This window comes from Pseudomonas sp. SDO5271_S396 (assembly GCF_054071795.1).
This window is the reverse complement of sequence record NZ_JBSVWB010000016.1, coordinates 76,834-91,186: the sequence shown is the minus strand read 5'-3', so window position 1 is coordinate 91,186 and position 14,353 is coordinate 76,834. Positions and strand designations below refer to the sequence as shown.

The window sequence follows — 14,353 nt, the reverse complement described above, 5'->3', positions numbered from 1 at the left end:
GACAGAATACGACAACCTCTATTGGATTCAAGCGACAACCGACCGAGCGGTCAGGCCAAATGCGCCTAAAAAATCGGCGTTGTGTATCTGTTTGTATGTCGCCCCGACAGCAACACACAACGAAGCAAAACCCGCGCCGCCCCGACACAGACCGGATACCTGTGAGGTGTTCAATGGCTCCACACACCGCTAACCCAAACCTCACGAGGACACCACCATGAACTGGAACACCTTCATCGCCATCAGCCTTGCCGCTTTCGCCTTCAACGCCCACGCCGACGTCAAACCCAAGCCGGACATCCAGCGCGTCCTGTCGAGCGTCCAAGACGCCAGCGCCGGCTGCGGCGTGGTCAACGCCCGCATGACCTACCTGGACTCCAGCGGAGAAAAACGCGTACTGGACTACAAGAAGTTCGCAGACAACTGCGCGGCAGGCAGCTGACCAGCGCGCAACCGGGGCGGTCGAGGATCGCCCTGAGCGGGCTGATGGGAAGGTTGAAGAGCGAGGACAACTCCTACCCTCGCCTCCCGGAAAAAGACACGCTCGCCGGAAAACCTTGAGGCTCGCAAAAATAGTCAGAATTCAGGGGTTTACAGAACCCTGCCAATCGCTATAATCGTCGCCCTAACACGCCGGTATAGCTCAGTTGGTAGAGCAACTGACTTGTAATCAGTAGGTCCCGGGTTCGACTCCTGGTGCCGGCACCATATAGAACAACGACTTAGGCTCACCTCACGGTGGGCCTTTTTCGTTTTGGGCTTCTTCTAATAGAAATTTTCCCCGTTCGTTCCCCGTTTCTTTAAAAGACTGGTGACTCCACCCTCGTCAGTCATCAGCACAGCAAGCCATCCCATTACCTCGCAACATCACCACCCCGGATCAGGGTAGTGGCCATTCATGGGGTGTTTCACGAAAGGCGGATGTAGGGGATTATCCGCGATTAGCTGGGCTCCCATTCCGGTATGGCAGGTACTGGAAAAAACTACCGAGGTCCCGGTAGTTCACTTTCCCGCCTACAAGCGCATTTCCCTGATTACGCGCCTAGGCTCAGCTCCCTGCGAAAGTGCGCGTCGGGCGTCCTTGGTGAGCTGATCGAGGGCTTGCTCCTCGAATGCCGCCGCCATTGCGCTGGCCTTCCTGACAATCAGCAGCGCCAGTTCCGGCGGAAACGCCACCTTATCGGTGGGCAGATAATCACAGTCAATAACGGACACGGCTCTATCCTCGATGCGCGGTTGGTGTTGGCGCCGGTGTGGCTTGGCGCAGGAAGCGAAGTAAGTCGATCGCGTCGCCTGCACAGGCGGAGACTCGATAGTCTAAAGGCCCTATCCCGCAAGCCTCTCCCACAAGATCTGTGTAACGGAAAAGGCCGGCGAAGAAGTGACTTACTTCCTCTGCCGCGTGCGCTGCCAAAGACTGACCATCACGCACGGTTTTCCAGTCCAGGTGGGAGATCAGTTTATTCCTTGCTGGCTTTATCACTTCGCGATAGGCGCTTAGCTTATCCGACACCAACTCTATCTCGGATGAATACAGGTTGATGGCCTGCAGATGTTTGTTCAGGTTAGCCAAGGTTAGATTCTGCTGAGCCCCTGTTTGTGCCGGATCTGTGATTTTGCAAATTTGAAGGAGTATGTGATCGATCACAATCCGATTCAGGTCAAGAAAAAGCGCCGGCGCTACACGATGTAGCAAGGCGTCCGTCTCGGGGCCACCCTCATACAAAGTTTTGTAAAGGTTGTAGCAGTTAGTGAGCCAAATACACTCTTCTCGAAAGTGAACAAACTTTTCTCTCAGCGCTGCAATTTCCGGGTCTTCAATGTTCATTTCGCCCCCACCATTATCATTGGCTGCGTCGTGATTACGCTCTCGGCTGAGTCTAGTCGTTTTGTTCTGATTTCAGTCTGATGGAAGTCTCAGTAGCTACTTGACGAGCATCTAGCGCCAGCGCGCCAACTTTGATGCTGGAAGCGGTGCATTGCTTGGGCTGCGGGCAACTGACCCTTGTTCTGTCGTCGGGAATCCGTCTAGTGCCTGTCTAGTATTGCCTGGCCCGCTAAGCATTTTTCTGACCCGGTATTTCACCACACCATCGCGCCAAGATATTGATCGAGCATCCACCTTGACGGCCGCCTCTCGAATTTTAGACGGGGCTGGTGCTGGCCAGGCAGCTCGAATGCTCGAAAAGCCTTGCCCTGCTCGGCTTTAAGCGATCCGGCTGCTGGTGGCGACAGATAAATCCGTCAAGACCTGTCAAGAATTTCGTCAAGGCTGGTCAAGGGTAACGGTCGCGTTTGCCCGGTTCGACCGTGTGCCACTTGTCCCTCAAGTGACTGTCTCGGCTAGCCCCTTTTTTGGACGGGGTAGCTATCCGGCCTCATGCCCGATCTGCCGCCAGCCTTTACTGGCTTTGGCCCGCGGGCCGAGTTGGATGAGCTGCGGCGTCTCCAGCCGTCCAGAGCCTGTCCAGAATCCTAGCCTGAGTAACGACTGCCCAGGCTGCCGGCGACGGTCAGCTCAGCAATACCCTGGCGAATGAACACCAGGTTCTCGTCTAGCGTTTCCAACGCGCCGCGCACGTTGTTGGCAATGTCTGCCGATCCGCGCTGCTCGACCCAGTTGGAAAGCTCCTCCACCGCGGCGCCCAAGGCGAGCTGGTTTTGATTGAGGCGATCGAATAGGCTGGCGATCAGTTTGATATCCGTCATGGTGGCTCTCTCCACTCTAGATATAAAAAACCCGCATATGCGGGTTTTTTATTGTTCCTGGTTCGACGCTCTTAATAGCATCGGTAGTACCAGTTTAGGCATATTCATTCTGAGTAGCTGGGATGTTACGTACTCTCGCCAATAAGGCCACACATGATATGAGACGTTTTTTAGGGCGAACTCATCCAGCGCTTCTTGATTTTCAGCTATCGATGCATCCGATATAGTGTAATCGGCCTCCATCGTAGCTTCCACCTGTGCAAGTACCTCTGGTTCTTCGTTTCCCTCTTCGACGTCATCCTTGCATATGATTCTAATACCCAGTTCCGAAGTTACACGGAATAGCTGCAAGGGGCCATCTTCACTTTCACCCTCAAAAATTGCGGAGGCAGTGACGAAGTTTTTAGTTTGAAAGCTCAATCTATCACTTCGAGCGTCAAATTTAGGGTCAAAGTCTTCGCTTAAACTGGAGGTGGATTTAGTTATAAATACATCTGTAAACTTAAGCGAAGCGATTGCTTTGTTCAAAGCTTCATTATTCATGCTGCTTTCGGTGCCGAGTAGGTGCTACCGCCGACAATACGTAGAGATGACTGTCTGACCTTTTTACGCTCAATGTGAGCGTTGGAAACTGCATAGCTCATTGCGACGGACTGATAATAGCCTTTGCTATTTGAATCTTGACCAACGTCGAATCCATGAAAATCGGAAAGTACAGATACTAGCAAAGCATTCAAACTAACTTCTTCGCTTTCAGCAACGTGAGTTAAATAACGATGTAGCGTTTTAGGCAGGCGCAGTGTAACTCGGCCGCTATAATCTTCAACCGAAGTGATTGGAGGTGGCATGGTTTTGCCAGTCTCTTTCATTTCGATAGCTGTTTGCTCAAGACTATCAATTACCAGTGCATACGCCTCTTCGTAAGTATCAGCATACTCTTCGAGGTAAGGAATTTCTTTCACTCGAGCTTGGAAGCAATCCTCACCCTCAAAATTCCCACTGCGAATTTCGATGGAATAACGGCTTGCATCAATCATTTATTTCTCTCCAGGTTGTCTAAAAGGTCTTGGAAGTCACTCAAAACCTTAATCACCTTGCCCACGTATGCGGGTTTGATGAGCGAATCCTTTCCATGACCACAATCGTAGCTAGAGGAAGTGAACTCCTTCAGCCCTTGATGGAAAAATAGCTTATGGTTCGCCGTTTTTCCTTCTTTGATTGTGAATCCGAACCCTTCCAGAATGGTTCTCATTTCACCACACCTGACATTCGCTTTCCTCGAGCGAAGGTCATCGATGACGGAGGCGACTTTACAACACATATGACACCACAGGTAGTGTCAGTTCAAAAAAAATCATCGAAATCCTTCTCGCGACATCGTGGCATTGGGGGGTGCCATCATGATGGCGCATCATACGACAGGCGATCCCAATTAAAAAAGCTATACGAATCTGAAGCTTTGTTACCTTCTTCCGGTGCCTTAACCGTACCGTGCGCCTTCTCATCCTCAGGCAAATCGGATGTACCTCGTCCTGAGCGGCTCTGATACCTGTCGTTTGATTCTGGTTTCTAGGCTTAGGTTAGTGATAACCGATGTGTACCGTCTATCTAATAGGTCGATAGGGTGAGTCTATCTGAAGCTGGGGAATGTCTCGGGGATTGGAAGCTTGGGGTCGTAGTAAGTCTTTTGCGCACAGCGTAGGGCGCATTTGAATGTCGGCCTAGAGTCTGCCAAGAAGCCCTCCGGGGGCTGTCAGGGGTATGAAACGGTAAAGCCCTGCTCGTTGACGACCCCCTTGCGGTACAAGCCTCAGGCGGTCGCTCGGTGCAGATTTCGTCTCATACCTGTCTCACACTCGCATGCTGCCCGGCAGATGAATTGTAAAAATAGGCGAGCCGAAAGCGCCGTATTCGTCTGGGGTCTGTCAGGGGTATCGGCGGCCATGGTGCGCTTGTTTGACGGGCTGGTCCCGCTATAAGCCTCAGACGCCCACTCTGCGCGGGGTTGGTCTGATGCCTGTCTCGCATTCCGTCAAAGTGTGGTCAAAGTACGTTCGACTCCCCAGCAGCGCTAGGTTTCTGCCGGCCGCGGGTTTCGAAAATGCCTACTCGGGATTCGAATCTATAATCCGCTGGGTTTCGAGTTTCTCCTGCCTCTGTCCCAGCGCTTCCCATACGTACTTGTCCCAAACACGCCGTTGATTGCTGCTGAGCGATTCAATACCGCTGTGAATGACTTGCTGAGCAACTCCATATGCTGGAGTGCCTTCCTCTAACAGCCCCTCATCAATAAGGCCATTGATTGCGTCGTCCAATTCCCAGTCAACGTGATCATTCGAACCCATAGCTCTTTCCACCATTTTGAAGTGATGATTCAGCATAGCCGAGTATCCATGGCGTAAACGCGTCGGCCGGCTGCTTATTTACCCCCTGTCTGCCTTCCGGGGCGATTGTGCGCAGGAAACCAGGTTGCCAGTGAAAACCACTACAAAACCCTGGAAACCACAGTGGAAACCAGCGCATGGCAACCGCTCGTATTGGTAACTTCCCGTGTTAACCAGCGTGGTAACCACTGGCTTGGTTCGCACCAGGCTCGCGTAAGAGGGTGCGAACCAGAAGTGCGAACCTCCTGCTGGTACACGCCCAGAGTGCGTGCCAACCGTGCGTACTGAGCTGCGTACTTACTGTGTTTTCATGCTGCGGCAAGTTGTTGTCGCCAGGGCATGGGGCGGTATTAACAGCGATTAAAAAATGGGACCATCTGCTCAGGATGTCGAAAGCGGCCAACCCATTCATTAAAGAGCTGAAGGCACATGACGCTGAAGAAATCATCCGCTGACGCAGACACCGTTCTCCAACGCGAAGCGGAAAATCTCAAACAGAGATTGGAGGGGCGGCTCGAGGAGACGCTCTCCGGAGACCATTCAGATTTCTCCGGTTTCCGCGAAAGGCTGTCCGTAACCTGGGGAAAACCGCTAGGCAGACTTAGAAGTCTCACGTTGATGTGCCAAGAAATTCTATCTGAGTTGATAGAGGAGCAACGTAACGGTCAGTTGCCATCCGACGTAAAATTTAATGTGTTGACTCGTTTATTTTCGCGTTCTGTTCAGCTATCCGGAGAAATCCATAACTCTCTTTCAGGCGGATACTCAGAAGGCGGGTTCAGCCGCTGGCGGGCTATGCATGAGACATGCGTAGTGCTCTCTCTGTTGGGTAATGCAGATAACTCGCTGTCAGTGCGTTTTAAAGATTTCCAGTCAGTTCTAGGTTTACGAGCAGCTGAATTTTTCAATGCACACAGCAAGGTTACTGGTGAACCGCCGATATCAGCCGAGGTAATGACGGAGCTTCAGGAGGCATTTGATCGCGCAATTCAGGAACATGGCTCCGATTTTGACCGTGAAAACGGATGGGCAAAAGTCCTTCTTCCTGACACCAAGAAAATCACTTTCTCCAAATTGGAGGAGCTTTCTGGGTATCAGTCTCTAAGGCCGCAATACAAGCTTGCAAGCCAATACGTTCACACAGGCGCGGATAGCCTGGATAACAACATGGGGCTGTATCTCAGCCGGAGAAACATACTTCTTACTGGTCCGTCTAATGAGGGGCTGGCACAGCCCCTAATGTTCTGCGGGCTCAGTTTGGTTGGATCTCTTTCTGTCATCGCTAATGAATACCCTCAGAATCAGCGCGATCTATTTCAAGCAACAGCGTGGAAATGGCTGGAAAGCCTGTACAGGGAGACGCTGGAGGCATTAGATGATTTGGCTGCAACGGGACCAGCCGCCCAGAACGGGGAACCCGAAGGCGATTAAACGCGCCTCAGCTCATCGCTAATTGATACCTTCCAAACCGTGGATACCAGAGTGGATACCGCCCGATCTGATTACCACTAGCGAGTTGTCGCGTGCATTATCGACGAGCCTTCGTTGGCGCTAGACAGCATCAGTAGGCCGCCTGGCCATCACGCGGCCCAGTGCGTGAATATGTTGCGTGAAGGGGGCGTGAAACCTTGCCGGGGAAGGGCTTCGCGCATTGAGCAGGTGCGCGAGGGGCGTGCGCGAAGCACTGCGCGACAGCTGGTCGACCGCCACTTGACGCGAGCCTTCCGTAGGGTTGTTTCGCAAACTTTGTCTTGGGGGCAATGACCTGTGCTATGTGGTGCTGAGCCTGATCACGAAGGCCTCCCATCGGCTAAATCGGGCATCTGGATCTCGCCGCGACTCTAGGCCTTGCACCTGCTCAGCATCAATAGTGAAATATTCAAGTTAGGTTGTTTCGTTTTTGGAAGGGCTAGTTTTTTTAACTGTCTCGAATTGTATGTGAACTTCGTGCGGGAAGCTGATGAGCTCTTTAGAGGAGAAGTCACGCTCAATGTGCAGTTGATGCCCGTATATTGCAATATCTTCTTCCGATCGGGTGTCGGGCATGTAAGGCAGTTCGGATTGGAGGGCTACACCAGCTTTGAAGTCCAGCCCAGTTGGGACAAGTGTCATTAGCGAAAAGCTGCCAAAGGCAATCCAGAATAGGCAGTGTGGGATCGTATTAGTATTTCGAAGATAGAGCCTGTAGACACACGATGTGTACCTTGTTCCCGGCGTAAGTGTTTCGATTACGATGGCCGGATTGATACCCATCTCCCTATTAGTAAGCGGGTTCAGCCATTCGAGAGTGGGCTTAAAGAGGGGCAGGTATCTTTCATCGGCGACTGAAACAGCTATTTTGCAGAGTGCCTTGTAAGCCATGTAGGGTACGAAGTGTTTCCTCTGCATCTCCCATGAAACGTGATTGCGATCCTCGTGATGGACGAGCGCATCGTCTACGTTGAGCGTGATAGCAATATTATTGGTGTGGCGGTCCATCTGAAACGCGCCAATTTTCTCATCACTGTGTTTTGGCGTTTTCCTAGACTTGTTCGTGATTCCATTCAGCGCTCTGAATGGATGCGTGTACTTTTCCAAGTGTGGTTCTATTACATTTCCGAAGTGCTTGTTACAACTGTCACACTCGGAATTGAGTATAAGCTGGTGATTGCCGAGGAACTCAGGAATGGCATGAGCCTTATTTTTGAAAGTCACAGATTCACGGCCTAGCCCGCAGAAGCGGCAGATGAATCGCTCACCAATGTAATGCTTATGTCCTGCACCGACTATCCCTGCCTCAATTAGTCGGAACCCGTCGAGGCTTTCGTCTTCAACATTCATTTTGTGTCCCTGCACTGTAAGGTACTCCTCAGCCGGATACCGCCTCTCTGCGAGATTTGAGGCCACTTGCGTGGAGCGCGGCGTGTCAGTGAAGTTTTTTCGACCTGGGCCGGATGGCAAACTCGCTTCCTATTAGCAAATATCAGCTCCGTAAGAGGTTGTCCAACCCGTCACCCTGTTAACAATTATCAAGGTTGGCGGGCGCCGGACGACTCTGTGACGGAAATCTCTGTGATAGATGGCAACCAGGCGGGGTGGTTACTTTTAGTGGTTACCAGGGTGGTCACTCGCGAAGCGGCAAAACAGACGATTTGGTCTGAGTGAGACCATATCGTCTATCTCAGAGCGTGACAAAGCCGCCCGAAGGCGGCCCTGTCTTTTCGCTAGAGCGTGGTTGGGAGGATGTCTAAAACGCCGTCCCCGCTCGTTGATATTCGGTAGGTTTTCACCTTCCCGCCGGTGACGATTGTTTCTCGTTCCTGCCTTTCGGCCCCCATCCCGCAGATACCGCTTCCTTGGTAGGCCGCGCCGACAACAACAGACCCCGCCGGGACATGGAGGGCAACTCTCTCTCCAGGCTTCAGTAATGCCGCCACTTTGCCGTCTACGAAAAGGCCAACCGAGCAAAGGCTTCCCGTATGGCCCGAGTCGCGGGTCACCGATAAAGTGCCTGTACCTGGTGTGTCTTTCTGATAGGCAAGAATCCTTTCAGGCGGCACCGCAACAGCATTTGTCATGAGCACTGGGGAAGTGGCACATCCAGCCACCAGAGCGGCAAATAGGGCTGTTGTTGCAGCGATTTTAAGCATGAGAGCTCCTCTTCATAAGAAGCAACAATAGCACCGTCTAACGTCAGACTTTATCCTCGGCATAAATCGCGGCGCTGATGATCGCGCCGCCCCACCGCCGGTGGCCAATGCAAAGCGGGACCGGGTTGCCCGAGGCTGTGGTGTTTTTCGCTGATCCGAACGCGTACCCGGGCACGTTTTCCGGTGCCGCGCTGGTCTTGAGACCACCAGCCTGTGGGCTGAGCATTTGGATAATGCCGCCGATAGACATTGCAGCGCCTGCCGAATACAGAAAAGGTGACGCAGCAGCGAACGGCGTGAAAGACAGCACGTATGCTGCTGCAATCAATATCCCGCCGACGATTGTCTGAAGCGAACCCGCGCGTTTACTACCTGTAATTACTGGTGCAATGGTGATGTCGCCGGTTCCGTTGAAGTTCAACTCCTTCTCGCCAATATTCCGTTTTTCGCGGAACACGGCGAACTCTAAGCCCCGGGATTTGGCGTTCGATATATAGCGCTCAAATCCGGGGATCTGAACGCACAAGGCTTTGACGGCTTCCGCCGGCGTACGCACGGCTAATGGATATGACTTGCCGAACTGGCGGAGGGCACCGCGAAGCTTGAAGTTGATGACAGGCGTGTACTCGATCACTGATGCGGCCATGGTTTCTTTCCTACTTTGAATTGGTGGCGTGGGTTGGTACTTCGGCGCCGATCTGCATGGCGAGCATCATTCGGGATGCCATGGCGTCGTCACGGATAGCCTTTTCGCGGCGTGGGTCTGGGTTCCATGCCCAGCAATGAATCGCCTGGTAAGCGCGAGCCCCGCGGAATGTCCCGCGCAATAGGTCGGCTGAGATCCTTCCCTCATCCTCTGTGAAAAACGGTCCATCGATGGTCACCTTCTGCCCGTCACGGACGTGTTGCACTTCCCAGACGAGGTAGCCGCCATTCATGTTTGGGGCGACGGCAAAATCCATCGTTTTGCACGCCTCCGCAAAGCGCTCCCAGTACGTGGGCGCCTGGCCCGCTGTGTTGCTGTCTTGGTCTGTCATGTTTCCTCTGTGCGCCGCTGGCGCTGGTCGTGGGCAGGTGCCCTGTGGTGCTGCTCGGTGTCGCGCCACGTTTTCGTGATTCGCAAAACGTGGCGCGGAAAATGGTCAGTTGCCGACGATGCTCAGGACTGGCGGCAGCTTTGGGCCGCACGGCGCACCAGGGGCGAATGGATCTGGCAGTTGGTCTTCTGGGCATTCCCTGATGAACCGGATCATGGCGGCGTGGCAGGCGCGATACAGCGGTCCACCGGCACCCCATTCGTCGCTTTTGCGGTCGGCGCTGTCCTCCAGTTGGGATAGATAGGCCACTCCGCGAAGGCTGGTGTCACCGTCTGTGATAGCCCGATGACGATGTACTGGGTTGACGCTGAGCAGGTCGCACATCTGGTCGAAGCCCAACGCCTGCGCCAGCCCCTCACGGTCGAACATCAGTGATTGGCCAAACCCAGCAAGTGCGCTCCACGCTCCGCTGCGAGTAGCCTCCTGGTGTTCGTTGGCCTGCTCCTCCAGTTCCGCAATGGTCTGCCGGGTGAATGGGAGAAACGCTTTCAGCTTTCCCGCTTGCCGGCGTAGGGCTCGCCGTTCACCGCGGATAACGTCGAGCTGGTCAGCAATGGCGTGGCATATTCGCCGGGTGGTGATGAGCTGCGTGGCGGCGCTGATGCCGGGTTTCATACCGATGTTGCACAAGCGGGTGATACGGCTGGGCGTCATTGGTGCGCCTCCATAGGTGTGGCGTCGTAGCTGGCGCGCAGGTGGGCGCCAGCCCTGCAATAGCGCCCGGTGGGCGCGTAGCAGCTCCGGCAAACCATGATGTGGTTGAGGTAGCGGTCACGGGCGTGTCGCCATTGGGGTGTGGCAGTGGCGGCGCTCGCGTGTGGGCTTGTGATGAGCCTGGGAATGCGCTCAACAGGGTTGGCCAGCACCAGGCGAGGGCGAGGTTCATGGCGACTCCGCAAATCTGTGGCGTCGGCACCTGCAATGGCTGACGGCATGTGATCGAGCAGGCCGGAAAGGAGGCTCATACCGTCACCTCGGCCTGATCGCTGGTAATCCAGTGTTCCTGTGATTTCAAAAACACCGGCAACAGCGGCAACAATGGCAACAGCCCCGTAAACCGTGGCCTCCAGGCGTTGCCGATGCTGCCAAACTGTTGCCACCGGTTTTTTACCGGAAACAGTGATAACCAAATGAAGGGAAAGTGCGGGTCTCTTATGTTGAAAATGAGGTGTGCGTTGCCAGTTGTTGCCACATTTTTTATAGGGTGGCAACGGCTGTAAGCCACGCCCCACAAGACCGTTGCCACTGTTGCCACTGTTGCCAGTAATTCTAGGTTCCTGTGAACTTGGGCAGTCTGGATTGCTGGCCTTTGAGTGACGTTCATGCGCCACCGCCTTCACGATCCATGATGTCTGGGTCGATCACATAGAGACGCGCCTGACCACCACCAGGGAGTCGGTAGTTTTTGGTTTTACGCTCGTTGTCACGGCGTGCCAGGACGTTAGCGCTCTCCAGAGCCTTGATGATGCGAGACAGTCCATAGCCGTGCGCCGCCTCGATGAGCGCCGGCTTGTTGAATAGGTACAGGCGGTTGGTGCCCACCAGCTCCCAGTAACCGGCCCGGTTGAAAACCTTGGTGTCCGGCGTTTGATCGTCAACATCTGAAAAGCGGCTGCTACCGTGCCGGTCGATAAATTCCAGGATGCCGGCCAGGATCTGGCGGTCTTCGGCGTTGCCGCTGCCAACCCGGCTGAGCCATTCGCCATACAGCAAACGGCAGTCGGCGAGGGCGGTACCCGGCACCCAAGGCAGCAGGCCATACGCGATTGCCATTTCACCGGCCAGTGCGATCACCGCGAACCGATCAGCTACGCGGCCAGCTTGGGCGTTGTCTTCTACAAAGCTGGCGCGAACGCCGGCGAAGTCTTCCAGCAGGCCCGTTCGGTCGTCGCTTTCGAGCAGCTTCTCGACAAAGGCTGGCCCGAGGTGGCCATGGTGGGCGCCGACGGCGACGGTGAGTTGTCGGTGAAAGTCCGCGCCCTCAAGCCCGTGCAATTCGTCAAAGGCCCGGTGTGTCCGAGTACCGGCGTTCACGTCGACCATGCGCAACTCGGCGCCAGCGTGGGCGGCATTGCCGGATATGGCCGCGTGTTCAGAGAGGGAGCGCTCGCCGCTGGAGAGTGTCAGCAGGCGCCAGCTCAATTTGGCGCGGCCTTCGCGCTCTCGGGTCATGGTGCCTTTGCCCTGGCCGTTGGCGAGGGAGTAGGCCATTTCCTGTACGCGCTTGGGGTCGGCGCGCTTTATCTCATCCAGGGGCAGGATGGTGTCATTGCGGCTCGATGCCTCGATCTCCAGGCCGCCCTTGGTCATGTCCCAACTGGCGGCGAACACGCCCGGGTCGCCCCATACCGACGATCCGATCAGTTGCGCCAGCGACTTACCGCTCGAGCTATCGCCCACCAGGTGAACACCGCCACCTAGCACTCCGACCAAACTCAGCAGTGGGCCAGCCAGCGAGCAGCCGATCGCGAGTGTCAGCACCGGGTTGCCCGTGCACTTGGCGGCTACCTCCGATTGCCACAGCGACAGATCGCCGCGCCGGCTGAAAAGTACCTGAGCCTTGTTGCTGGCCTGGTACCGCACATTGGCGCTGCCGATGGTTCGCCCAGGCAGCACGAACGCTCCCGATTCATGCCAGCCCGGCCGGCTGGTGGTGGCAAACACTTCTGCAGGATGCTGGTCGAGCAGGTACTCCATGAACGTGCCGCGTTTCTTGAGGGCGATAATGACGCCCATCCCGAACAAAGCGCGCCGGGCGTCCTCACCGCTGCCGCCGAACACTTCCATGGCGATGATCCATTCCTTGATACCGCCCTCTGTGACCAGGCGCAGCAAACGGCCTTCGCTGCCATCGTCGCTGTTGGTGGTGCGGGCGACGACGGTGACGGGGCTGGAGATCCACTCATCAGTGATAGGCCGGTCGCCGGTATCGCCCTCGGCGTCGTCCTGGTCAGCGGCGGCGCGCTTGAAGCTATGCCAGTAAACGCCCGGGCGCAGCTTGCGGCCCTTCTCATTGATCACCCAATGCTCATATACCGCCCAGCAGGGGCGATCTGGCGCAATGGTCGCGGCGTCCGGCCGAAGGTTGATCACGTTGGTGTCAGGCTTGGACATGGGCGAGTTTCCAGTTGGCGAGGTCGTTGAAGTCGGTGAGGTCATCGGGAGCGCCTTCTGGCCACTCAGGGAAAGCCACTTGGCCACCCACCGCCGCCGCCGCTGCGTTTGCCGCGGCGCGCCCTGGGTTGCCATCGGTGAGCCGGTCGTCGTCGCCGGCGATGACGATTGGCTGGCCCGGGTAGCGAGCGCGTAGGCTCATCGCCGCCGGGATCAGGTTGCCCGCGTTCATGGCAGCGGCAACGACATAGCCGCCGTGCTGGTGGAGGCTGGCGGCCGTCGCCCACCCTTCGCAGATGCAAAGCAGAGAACCTGGCTCGATGATGCCCAGCGGCGAATAGGTGCCCTTGATCCGTCCGCCGAACAGGAAGCGCTTGTCGCCGTCCGGGGCAATTCGTTGCAGGTTGACCAAGCGCCCATCCAGGTAGAGCGGGATCAGCAGGTCAGTGCCACGCTGGCGCAGGCCGTAGGAGCGAACTGCCTTGGCTACCAGATACGGGTGGTCAGGTGAGGCGCGGCGCGCATTGCGCCACCAGTGGTTAGCCTTCTCGGCGGCCTGCTGCTGGCGCCGGTGTTGCTCGGCTTCGCGTTGGCGCCGGGCCTGGTCAACTCGCTCGCGGATCTGGGCCGCTTCGCGGACGTCCACCGGTTCGCGACTACACCAGGTGCTGGCGCCGCCGGCTTTCCAACTGCCGAACGCGCCGGATGCAATGCCGTCCAGGTACAGCACATACCAGCCGTTGAGCGAGCTAGGCTTATCCTCCGGCACACGGAATCGGTGGATTGCACCGTCGGGCTCTGGTAGCCAGTCGAGAGGGCCATAGACGGCCTGGAGCGCATCACGGAATTGGATCGTTGCGTCTGTCATGCGGCCCCTTTCGGCGGGGTAAACCGCTTGGCCAAGTTCTCCAGTTTCTGAGTCAGGCGCTCCAGCTCATCGCAGTGGCGGCCTTGATCGCCTTCAGAGATGCGCAGCTCCAGGAAGCCGACCAGGGTTTCCACCAGCAGCACATAGCTGGCGCTGTCGATGTGGGCGCCCGTAGTGGGCGGCACGCTGCTGCCCTTGCGCTTGATGGGGGTGACGTTACCCATAACTGACCTCCCGGCGATCAGCGCCAGCGAAGGCCCGGCAAACTTGACCGTTGTTCACACCGTGCCAGCGGGTAATGTCGTCGATTGAGTCAACCAGACAGGCCGTCACCTGAGCGCCAGCACTGCGCATAACAACGCGCCCGCACTCGGCGTCGGCCTCGGTCAAGAACGGTCCCAGCAATGCCTTGGGCACCTTCGGGTGCGTGACGTAAAACAGTTCGGCGGCTTTTTTCAGGCAAGCCGATCCCGTCGACGCAGATGCGCCGTTTTGAATTTTCATGCTTAACCTCTTAGGTCAGGGCGTCGGCGCTTCACGTGAGTACGCGGT

The 14,353-nt window shown here is 56.0% G+C and carries 19 protein-coding genes and 1 tRNA gene; 3 read left to right on the top strand and 17 right to left on the bottom strand.

Features of this window, described 5'->3' with window-relative positions; all coding sequences use genetic code 11:
• The first annotated feature begins 217 nt into the window (after positions 1-217).
• Both ACW9IN_RS13735 and ACW9IN_RS13730 read left to right on the top strand, forming a co-directional pair.
• Positions 218-442, top strand: a complete 225-nt coding sequence (locus ACW9IN_RS13735) for a DUF2790 domain-containing protein (RefSeq protein ID WP_457366382.1) — start codon at positions 218-220, stop codon at positions 440-442.
• A gap of 190 nt (positions 443-632) precedes the next feature.
• Positions 633-708, top strand: a tRNA-Thr gene (locus ACW9IN_RS13730).
• 306 nt (positions 709-1,014) lie between these two features.
• Here ACW9IN_RS13730 and ACW9IN_RS13725 read toward each other — a convergent pair.
• The 7 genes from ACW9IN_RS13725 to ACW9IN_RS13695 all read right to left on the bottom strand — a co-directional run bounded on the left by ACW9IN_RS13725 (position 1,015) and on the right by ACW9IN_RS13695 (position 5,090).
• Positions 1,015-1,215, bottom strand: a complete 201-nt coding sequence (locus ACW9IN_RS13725) for a hypothetical protein (RefSeq protein ID WP_457366381.1) — start codon at positions 1,213-1,215, stop codon at positions 1,015-1,017.
• Positions 1,216-1,219: 4 nt separating this feature from the next.
• Positions 1,220-1,828, bottom strand: coding sequence for an AbiU2 domain-containing protein (locus ACW9IN_RS13720; protein WP_443698883.1), 609 nt, complete (start codon positions 1,826-1,828; stop codon positions 1,220-1,222).
• A gap of 647 nt (positions 1,829-2,475) precedes the next feature.
• Complete coding sequence (locus ACW9IN_RS13715) at positions 2,476-2,709, bottom strand: hypothetical protein (protein WP_457366380.1); 234 nt, start codon at positions 2,707-2,709, stop codon at positions 2,476-2,478.
• Positions 2,710-2,757: 48 nt separating this feature from the next.
• Complete coding sequence (locus tag ACW9IN_RS13710; protein ID WP_457366379.1) at positions 2,758-3,252, bottom strand: hypothetical protein; 495 nt, start codon at positions 3,250-3,252, stop codon at positions 2,758-2,760.
• On the bottom strand, positions 3,249-3,746 hold the full coding sequence (locus tag ACW9IN_RS13705; RefSeq protein WP_457366378.1) for a toxin-antitoxin system HicB family antitoxin: 498 nt from the start codon (positions 3,744-3,746) through the stop codon (positions 3,249-3,251). The genes ACW9IN_RS13710 and ACW9IN_RS13705 overlap by 4 nt, the downstream gene beginning before the upstream one ends.
• Entirely contained in the window at positions 3,743-3,961 is a 219-nt protein-coding gene (locus ACW9IN_RS13700) for a hypothetical protein (protein WP_457366377.1), read from the bottom strand. The genes ACW9IN_RS13705 and ACW9IN_RS13700 overlap by 4 nt, the downstream gene beginning before the upstream one ends.
• A gap of 853 nt (positions 3,962-4,814) precedes the next feature.
• Positions 4,815-5,090, bottom strand: a complete 276-nt coding sequence (locus ACW9IN_RS13695) for a hypothetical protein (RefSeq protein ID WP_457366376.1) — start codon at positions 5,088-5,090, stop codon at positions 4,815-4,817.
• Between the two features lie 432 nt (positions 5,091-5,522).
• On the opposite strand from ACW9IN_RS13695, the gene ACW9IN_RS13690 reads away from it, so the two are divergent.
• A complete protein-coding gene (locus ACW9IN_RS13690; RefSeq protein ID WP_457366375.1) occupies positions 5,523-6,524 on the top strand; it encodes a DUF5677 domain-containing protein in 1,002 nt (333 codons plus the stop codon).
• 453 nt (positions 6,525-6,977) lie between these two features.
• Here ACW9IN_RS13690 and ACW9IN_RS13685 read toward each other — a convergent pair whose 3' ends face one another.
• From ACW9IN_RS13685 to ACW9IN_RS13640, 10 genes are all read right to left on the bottom strand, one after another.
• Positions 6,978-7,913 carry an HNH endonuclease gene (locus ACW9IN_RS13685; protein ID WP_457366374.1) on the bottom strand — a complete coding sequence of 312 codons (936 nt, stop codon included), beginning with the start codon at positions 7,911-7,913 and terminating at the stop codon, positions 6,978-6,980.
• A 383-nt stretch (positions 7,914-8,296) separates the two neighbouring features.
• Positions 8,297-8,722 (bottom strand): hypothetical protein, encoded by a 426-nt coding sequence (locus tag ACW9IN_RS13680; RefSeq protein WP_457366373.1) that lies wholly within the window; start codon positions 8,720-8,722, stop codon positions 8,297-8,299.
• Positions 8,723-8,765: 43 nt separating this feature from the next.
• Positions 8,766-9,368, bottom strand: coding sequence for a tail assembly protein (locus tag ACW9IN_RS13675; protein WP_457366372.1), 603 nt, complete (start codon positions 9,366-9,368; stop codon positions 8,766-8,768).
• 10 nt (positions 9,369-9,378) lie between these two features.
• A complete protein-coding gene (locus tag ACW9IN_RS13670; RefSeq protein WP_457366371.1) occupies positions 9,379-9,759 on the bottom strand; it encodes a hypothetical protein in 381 nt (126 codons plus the stop codon).
• A 105-nt stretch (positions 9,760-9,864) separates the two neighbouring features.
• A complete protein-coding gene (locus ACW9IN_RS13665; protein WP_457366370.1) occupies positions 9,865-10,473 on the bottom strand; it encodes a hypothetical protein in 609 nt (202 codons plus the stop codon).
• A 307-nt stretch (positions 10,474-10,780) separates the two neighbouring features.
• Entirely contained in the window at positions 10,781-11,143 is a 363-nt protein-coding gene (locus ACW9IN_RS13660) for a hypothetical protein (protein WP_457366369.1), read from the bottom strand.
• Positions 11,140-12,933, bottom strand: a complete 1,794-nt coding sequence (locus tag ACW9IN_RS13655; protein ID WP_457366368.1) for a DUF927 domain-containing protein — start codon at positions 12,931-12,933, stop codon at positions 11,140-11,142. The genes ACW9IN_RS13660 and ACW9IN_RS13655 overlap by 4 nt, the downstream gene beginning before the upstream one ends.
• On the bottom strand, positions 12,920-13,801 hold the full coding sequence (locus tag ACW9IN_RS13650) for a toprim domain-containing protein (RefSeq protein ID WP_457366367.1): 882 nt from the start codon (positions 13,799-13,801) through the stop codon (positions 12,920-12,922). Before ACW9IN_RS13650 ends, ACW9IN_RS13655 begins: the two co-directional genes overlap by 14 nt.
• On the bottom strand, positions 13,798-14,025 hold the full coding sequence (locus tag ACW9IN_RS13645) for a hypothetical protein (protein WP_017844442.1): 228 nt from the start codon (positions 14,023-14,025) through the stop codon (positions 13,798-13,800). Before ACW9IN_RS13645 ends, ACW9IN_RS13650 begins: the two co-directional genes overlap by 4 nt.
• Positions 14,018-14,305: a hypothetical protein gene (locus ACW9IN_RS13640; protein WP_226456663.1), complete on the bottom strand. Its 288-nt coding sequence runs from the start codon at positions 14,303-14,305 to the stop codon at positions 14,018-14,020. Before ACW9IN_RS13640 ends, ACW9IN_RS13645 begins: the two co-directional genes overlap by 8 nt.
• Positions 14,306-14,353: the final 48 nt, after the last annotated feature.